The organism is Pantoea sp. BJ2, from assembly GCF_040255075.1.
In the GTDB taxonomy this organism is placed as follows: domain Bacteria; phylum Pseudomonadota; class Gammaproteobacteria; order Enterobacterales; family Enterobacteriaceae; genus Pantoea; species Pantoea leporis.
In genome coordinates, this window is the sequence record NZ_CP158293.1 from 496,141 (window position 1) to 510,849 (window position 14,709).

Here is a 14,709-nt window from a genome sequence, read left to right on the forward strand (position 1 = left end):
CATGAATGGCGACCAGCGGTTAATACCCCTGCTGCGGGAAGACCTGATGCAATACCGCTTCGCCGCGTGCGGCGCGCTGGATATTCGCGGCGACCTGCGGTGCCGCGCTGGCCGGAATGGCAACCGAAGCCAGATGCGGCGTGATCAATACATTATCCATACCCCACAGCGCATCTTCGGGCGGCAACGGTTCGCGGTCAAACACATCCAGCGTCGCCTCGGCGATCTGTCCACGCTGCAACGCCTGCGTTAACGCCGCCTGATCAACAATCGCTCCGCGCGACACATTGATAAACGCGCAGCCGTGCGGTAACCGTGCCAGTCGTTCAGCACTCAGTAAGCCCTGGGTTTGCGGCGTGAGCGGCAGCATCACTACCAAAATATTGCTGCTGGCGAGGAAAGCATCCAGCGCGTCTATTCCGCTGCTACAGGTAATGCCATCGATGGTTTTCTGCGATCGTGACCAGCCGCGCACATCCAATCCCTGGCGCGCCAGCTCCAGCGCGGCGTGCGCGCCCAATTCACCCAATCCCAGCACGCCAACGCGCACGGTTTCCGGCGAACGCGGATGCAGGTAATGCCAGCGTCGTTCACGTTGTGCCCGCTCAAAAGCCGGAATGTCACGCACATAACGCAGCACGGCAAACAGCACGAAGCTGGCCATCATCCGCGCCATATGCGGGTCAGACAAACGAACAATAGGGATATCCGGCAAATCATCGCGCCCGACCAGCGAATCAACGCCCGCGCCCAGATTTATAAGCAGTTTCAGGTTGCGATAAGGGGCGAAAAAACCTTGCGGCGGCTTCCACACCAACGCGAAATGCACCTCATCATCGTTTTGCACCTCTTCCGCCCGGCAAAGCGTTACGCCCGGCAGATGCGATGCGAGCAACGTTGACCACTGTTCAAAACTGTCAAACTCGCTGTAAAAGACCAAAATACTCATGCCGCATTCGCCTTGATCAACTCAACTACCGCATCTATTGCCAGTTCGTAACCAATCACGCCCAAGCCGGCAATCACGCCAGTGGCGGCTTTTGATACCAGCGAATGATGGCGGAACGGCTCGCGTTTCCAGATGTTACTCATGTGCGCTTCGATGATCGGGCCATCAAACATCAGCAATGCATCGAGAATCGGCACCGAAGTGTAGGTTAAACCGGCGGCGTTAATGATCAATCCGGCAGCCTGCTGACGCGCTTCCTGAATCCAGTCAACCAGCACGCCTTCGTGATTGCTTTGGCGAAATTGCAGTGCGATGTTGTGTGATGCTGCCCGGCGCTGGCAGCGTTCATCAATGCTGGCAAAGCCTTCGCTGCCGTAAGTGCCGTTCTTGTCCATGCCGTACAGATTGGCGTTCGGGCCGTTAAGGAAAAAAATCTGCTGTGTCATCTGAGCTCCTGAGTCACTGTGCCGTTGTCGCCCGAAAGGGTGACCGAATGACGATTAATGGCGATCAATGCGGGCGCGTGGCGGCCATCGCGGGATGGGCATCGAACAGGGCGAACCACGCGGCAGTCAGCGGATGGTTTGCCCGCCAGTTAAGAACATCGAAGCGGAAATCGAGATAACCGAGCGCGCAGCCGATGGCAATCAAACCCACGTCATCAGGCTGCGTACTAAAACCCGCAACCTGACACTCAATTTCCCGTAGCGCCGCATGGACTTTTTTCAGCTGAGTATCGGCCCAGCCTTGCCACTGCTTTTCCAATGGGCGGGCACTGTACTCGTAACGCGCCAGCAAGGCGGCATCGATCAAACCGTCGCCCAATGCCTGGCGCGACAAACTCAACCAGCGCGCATCACCCTGTGACGGGATTAAGTCGCCCTTCGCGCGGGCATTGAGGTATTCGCATATCACGCGGCTGTCGTACAGACATGCCCCTTGTTCGGTTCGCAGTGCGGGCACTTTGGCTAACGGATTAACGATGGCGATGCGCTCATCACGTTCAACCGGATGCGCCGCCGAATCCAGAAGCTCAATCTCATTCGTGAGCCCAAGACAATGCGCAGTCACCATCACTTTGCGCACATAGGCAGACGTGGTGGCGTAAAACAGTTGCATCATGCCAACGCTCCCTGCTGATCCACGCTCAGCAACACTTTGCCAATGTTGGCGTTGGCCTCGAGGATACGATGTGCATCCGCCGCCTGCGCCAGCGGCAAAATTTGATGCAGCATGGGTTTGATTTTGCCTGCTACGATTAGCGGCAGCAGATGTTTACGGATGCACGTCGCCAGGCGCGCCTTTTCAGCAGCACTTTTGGGGCGCAGCGTGGAAGAGGTCAAACTCAGTCCTTTACGCATCACCAATTGCAGATCGAGCTCGATCTTCGCGCCCTGCATAAATGACAAGCTTACATGACGTCCGCCTTGCGCTAATACGCTAAGATTGCGCGCCACGTAATCACCACCCACGTTATCCAGCACCACATCCACGCCTTGCCCTGCGGTTTCCGCTGCAATCACCGCGACAAAATCCTCTTTATGACGATCAATGGCGCGCCAGACGCCAAGCTGTTGCAGCGCCGCAATTTTGTCGACACCGCCTGCGGTGGCCACCACACGTGCATCACAGGCGTGCGCACATTGGATGGCAAAGGTGCCAACGCCGCTGGCGGCACCGTGAATCAGTACGGTTTCACCGGGGGCTAAACGGCCCAGCTCAAACAGGTTGTGCCACACAGTAAATGCCGCTTCGGGGATGCCCGCTGCATGCGCCAACGGCAGATTATCGGGCACCGGCAAACACAACTCAGCGCGCGCCACGCAATAGTCGGCATAACCGCCACCGTTCAGCAGCGCCATTACCGCGTCGCCGGTGGTGAAACCACTAACCCCTGCACCTAACGCCACCACGTTACCTGCTACTTCCAGACCGAACACATCTGAGCTGCCCGGTGGGATTGGCATGCCGTTACGCTGCATAATGTCAGGACGATTAACGCCCGCGCTGGCGACGCGAATCAATACTTCACCCGCCGCAGGTTGTGGCACGGTACGTTCTACCACCGTTAACACCTCTGCGCCGCCCGGCTGGCGGGCAATTACCGCGTTCATCATTTCAGGCACCATCGGATTTTATCCTTGCTTAGCGGCGGTAAAGGCGCACACGCCTTCATCATCAAAGGTGATGCCCACTACGCTACCCACTGGCCAGCGGGTTAGGGATTCCAGACCCGACTGGCGCGCAAACAGCGAGGCGCTGCCGAGGGCTGGCACATCAAGATGCACATCAACGTGATCGCCCTGAAACACATGGGTGATCACCGTGGCGCTCAGGAAACAGTGCGAAGAGAGCGGCCCCAATTGAATGTTTTCCGGACGCACATACACATCGAGTCGCTCGCCAACGCTCGCCTGCACGCGCTCTGCCGGCAGACGCAGCGCGTTGCCGCCCAGCTCAAGCACCGCAGCGTGATCTCGCCCGGCATAACGTCCAGGCAAGATGTTGACGTCACCGACAAAGCCCGCCACAAACGGATCGCGCGGCTGGCGATAGATTTCATCCGGTGTACCGATTTGGCGCACATGCCCCGCCGACATCACCACCACACGATCGCTCATGCTAAGCGCTTCGCCCTGATCGTGGGTGACAAACACCGTGGTGACGCCTAACTTGCGCTGGATGGCTTTCAGTTCGACCTGCATCGATAAACGCAGATTCTTGTCCAGCGCGGAAAATGGTTCATCCAGCAACAAGACTTTTGGACGGATCACCAGCGCACGCGCCAGTGCCACACGCTGCTGTTGTCCGCCGGAGAGTTCACGCGGTTTTCGATGGCCGTAACCCGCCAGTTTGACCAACGCTAATGCTTGCTCAACGCGCTCCGCGATTTCGGCCTTTGGCACCCCGCGCATACGCAGACCATAACCCACATTTTTTTCCACCGTCATATGCGGAAACAGCGCGTAGTTCTGGAACACGATGCCGATTTCACGCTGGTAAGGGGGGATTTCCGTGACCAATTCGCCATCAATAAAAATCTCGCCGCCATCAGCTTCAGCAAAACCGGCCATCAAATTGAGCAACGTGGTTTTTCCGCAGCCCGAGGGGCCAAGCAGGGTAATAAATTCCCCTTCCTCAATAGTCAGGGAAATTTTGTGCAGCGCGATAGCGTCGCCAAACTTCTTCAGCACGCCATCTAACTGTACGGCGATGTTGCTGCTTTTCACTGCTGGGCGCGGCATATCGGGCTGTGGCAATCGGGTGATTTCTGCACTGACCATGAACTCTCCAAAGCAATTTGTGTGACGTTGTCACATTATTATTGTCTCATCCATGCGGCTAAGCGCTGCAACATGGCGTCACAGGCATCCAACTGAGCGATGCTGATGAATTCGTCGGGTTTATGACCTTGCGCCATGCTGCCAGGCCCACAAATCACGCTGGGAATACCGGCCTGGTGGAACAAGCCGCCTTCGGTGCCAAAGGCTACCGTGCTGAAGTCGCTGGATTGAGTGAGATAGGCGATCAATCGCGCAGCGTCACTTTGCGCATCGGTTAATAACCCGGGATAGCCACTGATAGGATAAAAACGGATCGCGCTATCCGCTGCGATTGACTGCATACGCGGCACCAGCTCTGATTGCGCGAAGGTGTCGATCTCAGCGGCAACGGCTTGCGCGTCATGCTGGGGCAAGGTGCGCACTTCAAAATCAAAGACGCATTCAGCGGGCACAATGTTCAATACAGTGCCGCCACGAATAATGCCGGTTTGCACCGTCGTAAAAGGGGGATCAAAACGTGTGTCATGTTGTTCAGTCTGCGCCAGGCGCTCGCCGATCGCCGTTAATTGATGAACAAGCTGCGCAGCATATTCGATGGCATTGACACCCTGCGGCGCATAGGCAGAATGGCAAGCCGCGCCCTTCACTTCGCAGCGCACACCCAGTTTTCCCTTATGACCGAGCACCGGTTGCAGTTCGGTGGGTTCACCAATCAGGCAGATTGACGGCTTTTCCGGGCGCTGCGACAGCGCCTCCAGCAAGGTGCGCACGCCCAGGCAGCCGACCTCTTCGTCATAGGAGATTGCCAGATGCAGCGGCTGCTTTAGCGGCTGTGCCAGAAAATGGGGCACTGCCGCCAGCATGCAGGCGATGTAACCTTTCATATCAGCAGTGCCGCGCCCGTATAACTTGCCGTCACGTTCGGTGAGCGTGAACGGTGGCACGCTCCAGTTTTGTCCCTCCACCGGCACCACATCGCTGTGGCCGGAGAGCATCACGCCGCCATCGCCAGCGGGTCCAAGACGTGCATACAAATTGGCTTTACTGCGTTCCGCGTTGTGAATTAGCTCACCGCTTACACCCAAATCATTCAGGTAACGCCAGACGAAATCGATCAATGCCAGGTTGGATTCACGGCTGGTGGTGTCAAACGCCACCAGCTTTTCAAGCAGTTGTCGGCTGGTAAACATGGAAACTCCTACTCGTCGCCCGGCACGCCATAACGGGGTGCCTGCGTTGGATCAATGGCGCGCGTCACGTAATCGTTCATTTGCGGTTGATAAGCCAGCCACAACTGGACGAGTTCGCTAATTGGCTCGCCATCCGTCCAGTCAACACGCAGATCGACAATCGGCCACACCTGATCATCAACGATCGACAATGCAGAAGAGTGCACCGGCCCCGCTTCCCCGCCCGCCTGCATGCCCGCTTGCATCGCCGCCATTAAGCGCTCGGCTAAATGACCGGAATGCTGTTCGAAGGCGTTTACCATCGCCGGAATCACCTCAGGATTAGCCAGCAGATTGCCCGCCGCAACACAGTGATGACCGGTTTGCGCGTTATGAATGCCCAGCGTTTTGTCGCCGCTAAAGCAGGCCGCTTGGCCATCGGCGGCTAACACCGTCACCTGGCGATAAGAGGAATAGTCGTCGCTGGCGAGTCCGGCTCTGAGCGCGGCTTCTGCGATGTCGCCTTGTTGCAGGCGATCAAGAATGCGCGGGCCTAGCGCGGGTAAGGTAATGTTCTGGGTTGATACTGCGCCCACTGCCGCGCGTAGCCATGGGCAACGTGCGCCTACCGCAATGCTGGATGAGCTAATGGCAATGCCGATTTGACCGGTTGCGTCGCAGCGTCCCACAATGGATAACGTCATCGTTTCGCGCCTCTTATTCCGCTTGCCAGTCGTCAGGAATAACCGCGATCACATCGATTTCCATCAACCATTGCGGCTGACCTAAACCGGAAATCACCAAACCGGTGGAGATCGGGAACACACCTTTCAGCCATTTGCCAACCACCTGATACACCGGCTCGCGATAGCGGGGATCAATGATGTAAGTGGTGGTTTTGACGATGTGCGATAAATCGCTGCCCGCTTCTTCCAGTAGCTGTTTAACGTTTTTCATCGCCTGTTCGGCTTGCGCGGCGGGATCGCCTAATCCTACCAGGTTGCCCGCAAAGTCGGTGCCAATTTGCCCACGGACATACACGGTATTGCCCGCGCGCACCGCCTGACAGAGATCGTTATCCAGCGCCTGATTGGGATAGGTTTCTTTGGTGTTGAATTTACGGATGCGAGTATGTGTGGTCATGCTGGCCTGCTCTGCGAAAAAAGGGTTTCGCAAGGTATACCCTCCTACGCCTGGCAGCGAAAACAGCATTAACCGAGGTGTTGCTTTGAAAAATCCGAAGGAGCTAACGGTGATGATTTTTAGCATTAAATTGTGAACATCATCACCTGCCGACTAACCGGCGTTTACCGGACGTGCGTTCTGAGGTATACCACCCTGCTTATTCCCCTAACTCTCAGATAAGGATATAAAAATGTTTGCAAAGCAGTATGAGGTGGATGAAAAGCATATCGATTTTCAGGGCGTGGTCGATGGCCTTTATTATCCGTTTTATATGGAGTGGACGCGCCACGCTTATATGCGTGAAGCTTTAGGTATCGATATTGAAGGAGAGTTTAAACAGGGCAAAATTACGCGCCCGCACCGGATTGCGGTGCGGGGGGAACCCGTTTTCCCCTCAGCCTGTTAATAGAGAAATAAATTTCCACATAACATCAGTGACTAAATGAGTGGAATCAGAAACCCCAATTTTTCATCACTGAGGGTGATGCGGTCCCGGCCCAACTGATTCACGCATAATTAATTCTCCGGCAAAGGTTTTGTCATTGCGCATTTCGCCGCCATCCAGCATGGAAATCAGGCGTTCAATGGTTTCCTGAATCATCTCGGTTACCGGCATTTTCACGCTGGATAACGCCGGAATGGTAAACGGCGCCAGCGGGATATCATCGAAACCGATCACTGCCACTTGTGCAGGCACCGCAATCTGCGCGGCCGCCAGCGCTTTGAGCGCGCCCACCGCCATATCATCGTTACTGGCCACCAGCGCCGTGAAATTTCTGCCCTGCTTCAGTAACTGTTGCACCGCTGTCATGCCGTTTTGCGCCTGCCATTTTCCTTCGACCACCAGCGCATCTTCAACGGCAATGCCATGTTTGGTCAGCGCCGCGTGGTAGCCCGCCAGACGTTCGCGGCCGGTCGGCGAATCCAGTGAACCGGTGATAAAGGCGATGTCGCGATGGCCCAGCGCAATCAGCTGCTCCACCGCGACGCTGCTGCTGCGCTGTTGATCCGAGTAAATGCAGTAACTGTCGTGCTGACGCAGACGGCGGTTGATCACCAATATCGGGTGTTTATGCTGCGCAATGATGCTGTCCATTTCATCGGTGGTGAGAAAACGCGGATAGATGATCACGCCATCGCAGCGCAAATCAAGCAGGAACTGAATGGCCGCACGCTCCTCTTCGGCGCTGTGTTTACCATCCACCAGCAACAACTGACGTCCCTGCTGTTCCATCAGGCGCGCAGAGTGCTGCATCAACTCGCTGAAGTAGCTGCCGGTGTAAAGGGTATTGGTGATCACTAGCCCAATCGTCTGGCTGGATTTGGTCGCCAGATTGCGCGCCAGCAAGTTAGGGCGGAAATCAGTAGCGGCAATCGCCTGATACACCTTCTCGCGTTTTTCCTGGCTGACATAGCCGTTGCCAGACAGCACACGCGATACAGTCGCTTTGGATACGCCTGCTACTTTTGCCACCTCGATTATCGTCGCCATGATTCACTCTTTTTCCATGCTCATTGCAGCAGTGTACCTAAGCCACGAAATAGGCGGCAATTTTTCTGCCATTACCGCATAGCCGTCCAGTTACTCAAAGCGATCAACTTCACACTTTCCACTATCAAATTTTAAATTTCTTGCCTGGATTACATTGCATCTTCATGATTTTGTGAAACCGGTTTCTCATGATGAAAAATCACGCAGAAACCGTTGTACCCCTACCAAATAATCAGAGATTAAAAATCCATGGCTAAAAATTATGCGGATGTCTCGCGCGCCATCGTGGCTGCGCTCGGCGGCCTGAACAATATCGAAGCGGTGACGCACTGCATGACGCGCCTGCGTTTCGTGGTGAAAGACAGCGCAAACATTGATAACGCCACACTGAAAGCCATTCCCGGCGTGATGGGCGTGGTGCACACCGACACGCAGTGTCAGGTGATCATTGGTAACAACGTGAACCTCGCCTATCAGGAAGTATTAAAGCTCGGCACGCCGAACAGCGAAGGCGCCGCGCCAGTGAAACGCAAAATCACCTTGCGCAGCATCGGTGCCGGTATTCTTGATGCGCTGGTGGGCACCATGTCACCGTTGATCCCGGCGATTATTGGTGGCTCGATGGTAAAGCTGTTGGCGATGGTACTGGAGATGAGCGGCGTGCTGGAGAAAGGCTCTTCCACACTGATCATCCTCAACGTGATAGGTGACGGCGCGTTCTTCTTCCTGCCGATTATGGTGGCCGCCTCCGCCGCGCTGAAATTCAAAACCAACATGTCGCTGGCGATTGCCATCGCGGGTGTGCTGGTGCATCCCAACTTTGTCGATTTAATGGCGAAAGCCGCACAAGGCCAGGCGGTGGAATTTGCTTACATTCCAGTGACGGCGGTGAAGTACACCTACACGGTTATTCCGGCGTTAGTGATGACGTGGATTCTGTCGCATATCGAATACTGGGTTGATCGCATCACGCCTGCGGTTACCAAGAACTTCCTCAAGCCGATGCTGATCGTGCTGGTGGCCGCACCGATTGCCATTGTGCTGATTGGACCGCTCGGCATTTGGATTGGTAGCGGCATTTCCGCGCTGGTCTACACCATTCACGGCTATCTTGGCTGGTTATCGGTGGCGATTATGGGCGCGCTGTGGCCGCTGCTGGTGATGACCGGGATGCATCGCGTATTTACCCCCACCATCATTCAAACCATCGCCGAAACCGGCAAAGAAGGCATGGTGATGCCGTCGGAGATCGGGGCCAACCTGTCGCTAGGCGGTTCTTCGCTGGCGGTGGCATTCAAAACCAAGAACCCTGAACTGCGTCAAACCGCGTTTGCAGCGGCGGCATCGGCGATTGTCGCGGGCATTTCTGAACCGGCGCTGTATGGCGTGGCGGTCAGGTTGAAACGTCCGCTGATCGCCAGCCTGATCAGCGGGTTTATCTGCGGCGCAGTGGCCGGGATTGGTGGGCTTGCCAGCCATTCAATGGCCTCACCAGGCTTGTTCACCAGCGTACAGTTTTTCGATCCCACCAATCCGATGAGCATCGTGTGGGTCGCTGGCGTGATGGTGCTGTCGGTGGTGCTCTCCTTCATTCTGACGTTGATTCTCGGCTTTGAAGATATCCCGGTCACCGAGCCCGCACAGCCAAAGCCGGTGACGGATGATGCCAACCCCGCCAACGTTAATTTATCCAAGGTGTAAAAGAGGTTTTTATGTCTGAAGTGACATTTCCAGAGGGATTTTTGTGGGGCGGCGCATTAGCCGCTAATCAGTCAGAGGGGAGCTATCTGGCGGGCGGTAAAGGTTTAACCACGGTGGATATGATCCCCCACGGTGCGCATCGCATGCCGGTAAAGTTGGGCCTGGAAAAGCGCTTCGAACTGCGCAGCGATGAATATTACCCAAGCCATGACGCCATCGATTTTTACCGTCGCTATAAAGACGATATCGCGCTAATGGCAGAAATGGGTTTTACCGTGTTCCGTACCTCTATTGCCTGGAGCCGTATTTATCCGCAAGGCGATGAATTGACGCCTAACGCGGAAGGCATCGCGTTCTATCGCAGCCTGTTTGAAGAGTGCCAGAAATATGGCATCACGCCGCTGGTGACGCTGTGCCACTTCGATGTACCGATGCATTTGGTGACCGAATACGGTTCGTGGCGCAATCGCAAAATGATCGAATTTTTCAGCCGCTATGCGCGCACCTGCTTTGAAGAATTCAACGGTCTGGTGAAGTATTGGCTGACCTTTAACGAGATCAATATCCTGCTGCACAGCCCGTTTTCCGGTGCAGGTTTGGTGTTTGAACCGGGCGAAAACCCGGAGCAGGTGAAGTATCAGGCGGCGCATCACGAGCTGGTGGCAAGCGCGCTGGTGACCAAAATCGCCCATGAAATTAACCCGGAAAACCAGGTCGGCTGCATGCTGGCGGGTGGCAACTTCTATCCGTGGTCATGTAAGCCGGAGGATGTATGGGCCGCGCTGGAGAAGGATCGCGAAAACCTGTTCTTTATCGATGTGCAGGCGCGCGGCGCTTATCCTTCGTATGCCGCGCGGGTATTCCGCGAGAAAGGCGTGGAGATTGCGATGGAAGCGGAAGATGCCGCTACGCTGCGTCACACCGTTGATTTCGTCTCCTTCAGCTATTACGCCTCACGCTGCGCCTCGGCAGAGATGAACGAGCAAAACAGCAGCGCCGCCAACGTGGTGAAATCGCTGACCAATCCGCATGTTAAACGCAGCGATTGGGGCTGGGGCATCGATCCACTCGGTCTGCGTATCACCATGAACATGATGTATGACCGCTACCAGAAGCCGCTGTTTCTGGTGGAAAACGGCCTCGGCGCGCACGATGAAATCAATGCCGACGGCGAGATTAACGACGATTACCGCATCAGCTATCTCAAGGAGCATATTCAGGCGATGGGCGAAGCGATTGCCGATGGTATTCCGCTGATCGGTTATACCACGTGGGGGTGCATCGATTTGGTGGCGGCCTCGACCGGCGAAATGAGTAAGCGTTATGGGTTTGTTTATGTCGATCGTGATGACAAAGGCAACGGCAGCCTGGAACGCATCCGCAAAAAATCATTCTGGTGGTACAAACAAGTGATCGCCAGCAACGGGCGGAATCTGGAGGCGTTGTAAATAAGTGGTCGCCATGAATGGCGTAATGCTTGTCTGTTAAAAAGCATTTTTAGTTCTGGTGCGGGCGCTGACACGTCTGCGCCTCTGGCAAATGTGCGGTTTTCAACAACACGCATTGAAGGTTCGGAGCAGGCCGGGGGCACTTTTGGGCCGGCAATCCGCAGCGCTGAACGAAGCGAGGAAGCCAGCAGAGCCCGCAGGACGCGGGCGAAAGGCGGAGCCGGGACAGGGAAGTCCCGTCTCCGCCGGTGCGTCAGGCAGACGAGCGAAGTGAAGGTACCGCGCTAGCGGCGCGAGGACCGCCGGACCAAAAGTGACCCAGGCCTGCGCGCTCGCCGCTAACATTGCTGACGACTCTAAGTGGCTGCCTGACGCTGCAAAACTTCACTTTGACGCGGCGTGGCGGCTGGCCACGCTTGTTGCGGGAAAAGATAGAGCCGAATACTGAACAGATGAAACAGCGGCGTCAGCACCCTTTCGTCGTGCTTCGCCAGTTGTTCCAGCTTCAGCAACAGTAAATCCAGCTCATCCTGCAAATCCGCATGCGGCGGGGTTTGCAGTGACTTCAGGCGGCGTTTGAGAAACAGCGCCAGCTCATGAAACATCTGTCCACTATCCAGATGATATTGCTGCAGCAGCTCTTTGTGGCGCGCGTAATAATCAAAGCTATTCACGCCCAGCCACACTTCCTTGAGCAACATGCCGGCTGAACGCATATCGGGATGCGGATCGAGCCGTAAGCGCGGCAACACCACATTCACTTTATCCAGCATCAGGCTGATAAAACGTTGCCGTCCCAGCAGTGACGAACCGTTTCGTTCGGTCTCTTTAATAAAGCGCAATAGCTCGCGCAGACCTTGTCGCACGGCGCGGCGCGCGGTCCATGATGGGCGTTTGTTACGCATGATGGCGGTGATGATTACCGCAAACATCACGCCCGCCATGGTGGCAATCGCGTTATTGATTAGCAGCACCAAATCAGGTTTTAAATGGTGGCCGAGGCCGATAAAGCCGGGGATCTGAATCGCTACGCTCAGGCCTATCATGTTGGTCGAGGGCCGCGCGATCATCAGCGCCAGAATCATCAGTCCGGGCGCGAGACAAATCATCAGCGCCTCAAACGAAGTGGCTTGCGGCAGCAGCAGCGCCACATAAATTACGCTGATAATGATCGCCACGATTACGCCACGTACAAACAGCTTCATTGAAGTTAGCGGCGTATCCTGGCTGGCGAGCAATGAGCAGAGAATCGCCGCCATCACCGGTGCCGATGCGCCATCACGCCAGCCCGATCCCATCCACAGCAAGCAGGAACCGAAGGTGGCACAGAACGCGGTTAACGCCGAAAGCCGAATTAGCCCTTTATCAAAAAAACGGTGCGTGCGTTTGCCGCGCGCCAGTGTGGTGTCGCCCGACAGGTCGCTCACCAATCCACCAACGCTTTGATAGGCCCCGGCAATACGGACAAAATCCGCCAGCCGTTCCATTAATCCGGTAAAAAGCAGCCAGTTTTCAGTAGGCAAGTCGCCGTTTTGCCAGGCGAGGTTAAGTTCAGCCTGACAAGCGCTTAACGTCTGCTGGATGCCGCCGGTTTCCCCTACCGCTTCACCATCATTGAGCCACTGTAGAAATAGCTGAAAGGTTTGCGCCACGTTTTCCGGAAAGGCGATTTGCAGTATCGAGAGCCGCTGCAGGCGCATCTCGATAGCCGTCAGCGTCGGGATCAAATAGGAGAGATGTTGATACTGCACGCTAACCAGGCGAATCAGTCTCCGCGCGGCGTCACCTTCATAAACGCAGTGGGTGATCAGCACTTCCACCTGCTGCGGATGCGTTGCCATGCGAATCAGAATATCGTCACGCTCGGGCGAACTATCGCTGGGAATGCCGGAAAGCAAATCGCTGCACAGTTTGCGCGCGTTGAGATACCAATGGCTTACGCTCTGCTCCAGCAGACTGCGCATCGATACCGGAAACAACAGCGCATGCACAAGGCTGCTGCAGACGATGCCGAGCGTGATCTCTTCTATACGCGAAATCACCGTGCTGGTGATCGACAGCGGCGTGGTGACTTCCGGAAAACCCATGATCGCCGCGCTGTAACCGGCCAGCATAAACACGTAACTCTTCGGCGTGCGGTCGTGCAGTGACAGATAGAGGCAAACGCTGACCCATAACGAAATGCAGAAACAGAACAGCAGCGGATGCTGCACGGTCGGCGGAAAGATAAAGAAGACGAATACGCCGCCCAATAGTGTCCCCAGCAGACGGAACACCGATTTGGAAATGGTTGAGGCGGAATAGAGCTGTGACGCGAGCAACACCGTGGTCACCGCCCACGCCGGTTTATCCAGATTCAGTTCGAGTGCGAAATAGAGTGCCAGAAAGGCGGCCAGACAGGTTTTTACAGCAAAAAAAACGGCGTTTTTTGAAAACCACTGCATGACACGGTGACCAGGATGTACTGAATGTTGCGTATCCTGCCAGAATGTGAAAAAGCCTCACCTCGATAAATATGTCGAATTATTTCGTAATCGAAAACCATGTTCATCGCGCGGTTTGCACGTGGCGCAGATGCGTAAGCACGGCTAATGAAAATCCACGTTAAAGATGCGGTTTTGTCGCTAAATTATCCGGCATCAGCGATTTAAGCCGTTTTAACGCGTAGCAGTTATCAGGCCGATAAATGTGTGCTGGATCACACTTTGGTGAAGTGCGCCCTTTTTGGTCGTTTATCCATAAAATAATTTCACGCAATGCCGTCTACAAATATCGCAGAAATTTGTGGAATGCTCGGGTGAGCATTTTGCGAGAAAAGTCGCCATGAATATCGGCCCTACGAACTGTAGGTACATTTTTAACCGTAGCGGTGCTACTATTTGCGCGCTGAATAATGCGAAGAACTCTCGGGAACGCAGTATGTTACGTAAACATCAACTTCATCGGGAAGCCGACGTCCTGCTCTCCCTGCTCCATATCTGCAAAATCGTCGTAACTGCCCTATTTCTGCTGCTGTTTATTTCTCGCTCAGCAATTGCTGAAATAAAAGACGATAAAGCCAATCGCATTGTCAGCGGTATTATTAGTTTTACCCATTGGCCGGGTTTAACCGGCGCGCCACAACTCTGCGTATTTTCCTCCGCGCAACATCTCTCATTGCCACAAAATAGTGTGCCTTCAGCCGTTCCGTTTAGCGTGGTTTATCTCTCCAGCGAAAGTGAACTGGCAACGCAGCATTGCGATGCGGTCTATTTTGGCGATCAGACGCCGCAACAACAGGTTGAACTTTTTAATCACCTCAAAGGTAAGGCGGTATTAACCCTCGCTGAAAACAATGCGGAATGTACCATTGGCGCCGCCTTCTGCCTGATTTTTAAACCCGACCACACGCTGTTCTCAGTCAACCTTGATTCGCTTGCCAGGAGCGGCGTCAAGGTGAGTCCGGACGTACTGTTGCTGTCCCGCAATGGAAGCAAATAAG

At 55.1% G+C, this 14,709-nt stretch carries 13 protein-coding genes and 1 pseudogene; 4 read left to right on the forward strand and 10 right to left on the reverse strand.

Annotated elements, in window-relative coordinates; genetic code table 11:
- Nucleotides 1-19 precede the first annotated feature (19 nt).
- From AAF463_RS21780 to AAF463_RS21815, 8 genes are all read right to left on the reverse strand, one after another.
- Nucleotides 20-949: a glyoxylate/hydroxypyruvate reductase A gene (locus AAF463_RS21780; protein WP_350262061.1), complete on the reverse strand. Its 930-nt coding sequence runs from the start codon at nt 947-949 to the stop codon at nt 20-22.
- Complete coding sequence (locus tag AAF463_RS21785; protein WP_350262062.1) at nt 946-1,395, reverse strand: type II 3-dehydroquinate dehydratase; 450 nt, start codon at nt 1,393-1,395, stop codon at nt 946-948. The genes AAF463_RS21780 and AAF463_RS21785 overlap by 4 nt, the downstream gene beginning before the upstream one ends.
- Nucleotides 1,396-1,459: 64 nt before the next feature.
- Nucleotides 1,460-2,071 carry a glutathione S-transferase family protein gene (locus tag AAF463_RS21790; RefSeq protein ID WP_350262063.1) on the reverse strand — a complete coding sequence of 204 codons (612 nt, stop codon included), beginning with the start codon at nt 2,069-2,071 and terminating at the stop codon, nt 1,460-1,462.
- Entirely contained in the window at nt 2,068-3,066 is a 999-nt protein-coding gene (locus AAF463_RS21795) for an NAD(P)H-quinone oxidoreductase (RefSeq protein ID WP_350262064.1), read from the reverse strand. Before AAF463_RS21795 ends, AAF463_RS21790 begins: the two co-directional genes overlap by 4 nt.
- Before the next feature lie 18 nt (nt 3,067-3,084).
- A complete protein-coding gene (locus AAF463_RS21800) occupies nt 3,085-4,233 on the reverse strand; it encodes an ABC transporter ATP-binding protein (RefSeq protein ID WP_350262065.1) in 1,149 nt (382 codons plus the stop codon).
- Between the two features lie 38 nt (nt 4,234-4,271).
- Nucleotides 4,272-5,423, reverse strand: coding sequence for an acetylornithine deacetylase (gene argE / locus AAF463_RS21805; RefSeq protein WP_350262066.1), 1,152 nt, complete (start codon nt 5,421-5,423; stop codon nt 4,272-4,274).
- An 8-nt stretch (nt 5,424-5,431) separates the two neighbouring features.
- Nucleotides 5,432-6,106, reverse strand: coding sequence for a DUF1028 domain-containing protein (locus tag AAF463_RS21810; RefSeq protein ID WP_350262067.1), 675 nt, complete (start codon nt 6,104-6,106; stop codon nt 5,432-5,434).
- Between the two features lie 13 nt (nt 6,107-6,119).
- On the reverse strand, nt 6,120-6,545 hold the full coding sequence (locus AAF463_RS21815) for a RidA family protein (RefSeq protein WP_008106850.1): 426 nt from the start codon (nt 6,543-6,545) through the stop codon (nt 6,120-6,122).
- Between the two features lie 232 nt (nt 6,546-6,777).
- Between AAF463_RS21815 and AAF463_RS21820 the strand changes: the two are divergent.
- A pseudogene (locus AAF463_RS21820) lies at nt 6,778-6,936 on the forward strand (acyl-CoA thioesterase); the annotation flags it as partial.
- Between the two features lie 123 nt (nt 6,937-7,059).
- Here AAF463_RS21820 and AAF463_RS21825 read toward each other — a convergent pair.
- Complete coding sequence (locus tag AAF463_RS21825; protein ID WP_336768245.1) at nt 7,060-8,079, reverse strand: LacI family DNA-binding transcriptional regulator; 1,020 nt, start codon at nt 8,077-8,079, stop codon at nt 7,060-7,062.
- Between the two features lie 249 nt (nt 8,080-8,328).
- On the opposite strand from AAF463_RS21825, the gene ascF reads away from it, so the two are divergent.
- A complete protein-coding gene (ascF, locus tag AAF463_RS21830) occupies nt 8,329-9,780 on the forward strand; it encodes a PTS cellobiose/arbutin/salicin transporter subunit IIBC (protein ID WP_271460460.1) in 1,452 nt (483 codons plus the stop codon).
- A gap of 11 nt (nt 9,781-9,791) precedes the next feature.
- The gene (locus AAF463_RS21835) at nt 9,792-11,228 is read left to right on the forward strand and encodes a 6-phospho-beta-glucosidase (protein WP_101761556.1); all 1,437 of its coding nucleotides are present in this window, start codon (nt 9,792-9,794) and stop codon (nt 11,226-11,228) included.
- Nucleotides 11,229-11,584: 356 nt separating this feature from the next.
- Here the strand turns inward: AAF463_RS21835 and AAF463_RS21840 are convergent, their stop codons facing one another.
- Entirely contained in the window at nt 11,585-13,672 is a 2,088-nt protein-coding gene (locus tag AAF463_RS21840; protein ID WP_350262068.1) for an FUSC family protein, read from the reverse strand.
- A 379-nt stretch (nt 13,673-14,051) separates the two neighbouring features.
- Here AAF463_RS21840 and AAF463_RS21845 point away from each other — a divergent pair, with 379 nt between their 5' ends.
- Nucleotides 14,052-14,708: a YfiR family protein gene (locus AAF463_RS21845; RefSeq protein ID WP_233501695.1), complete on the forward strand. Its 657-nt coding sequence runs from the start codon at nt 14,052-14,054 to the stop codon at nt 14,706-14,708.
- Nucleotide 14,709 lies beyond the last annotated feature (1 nt).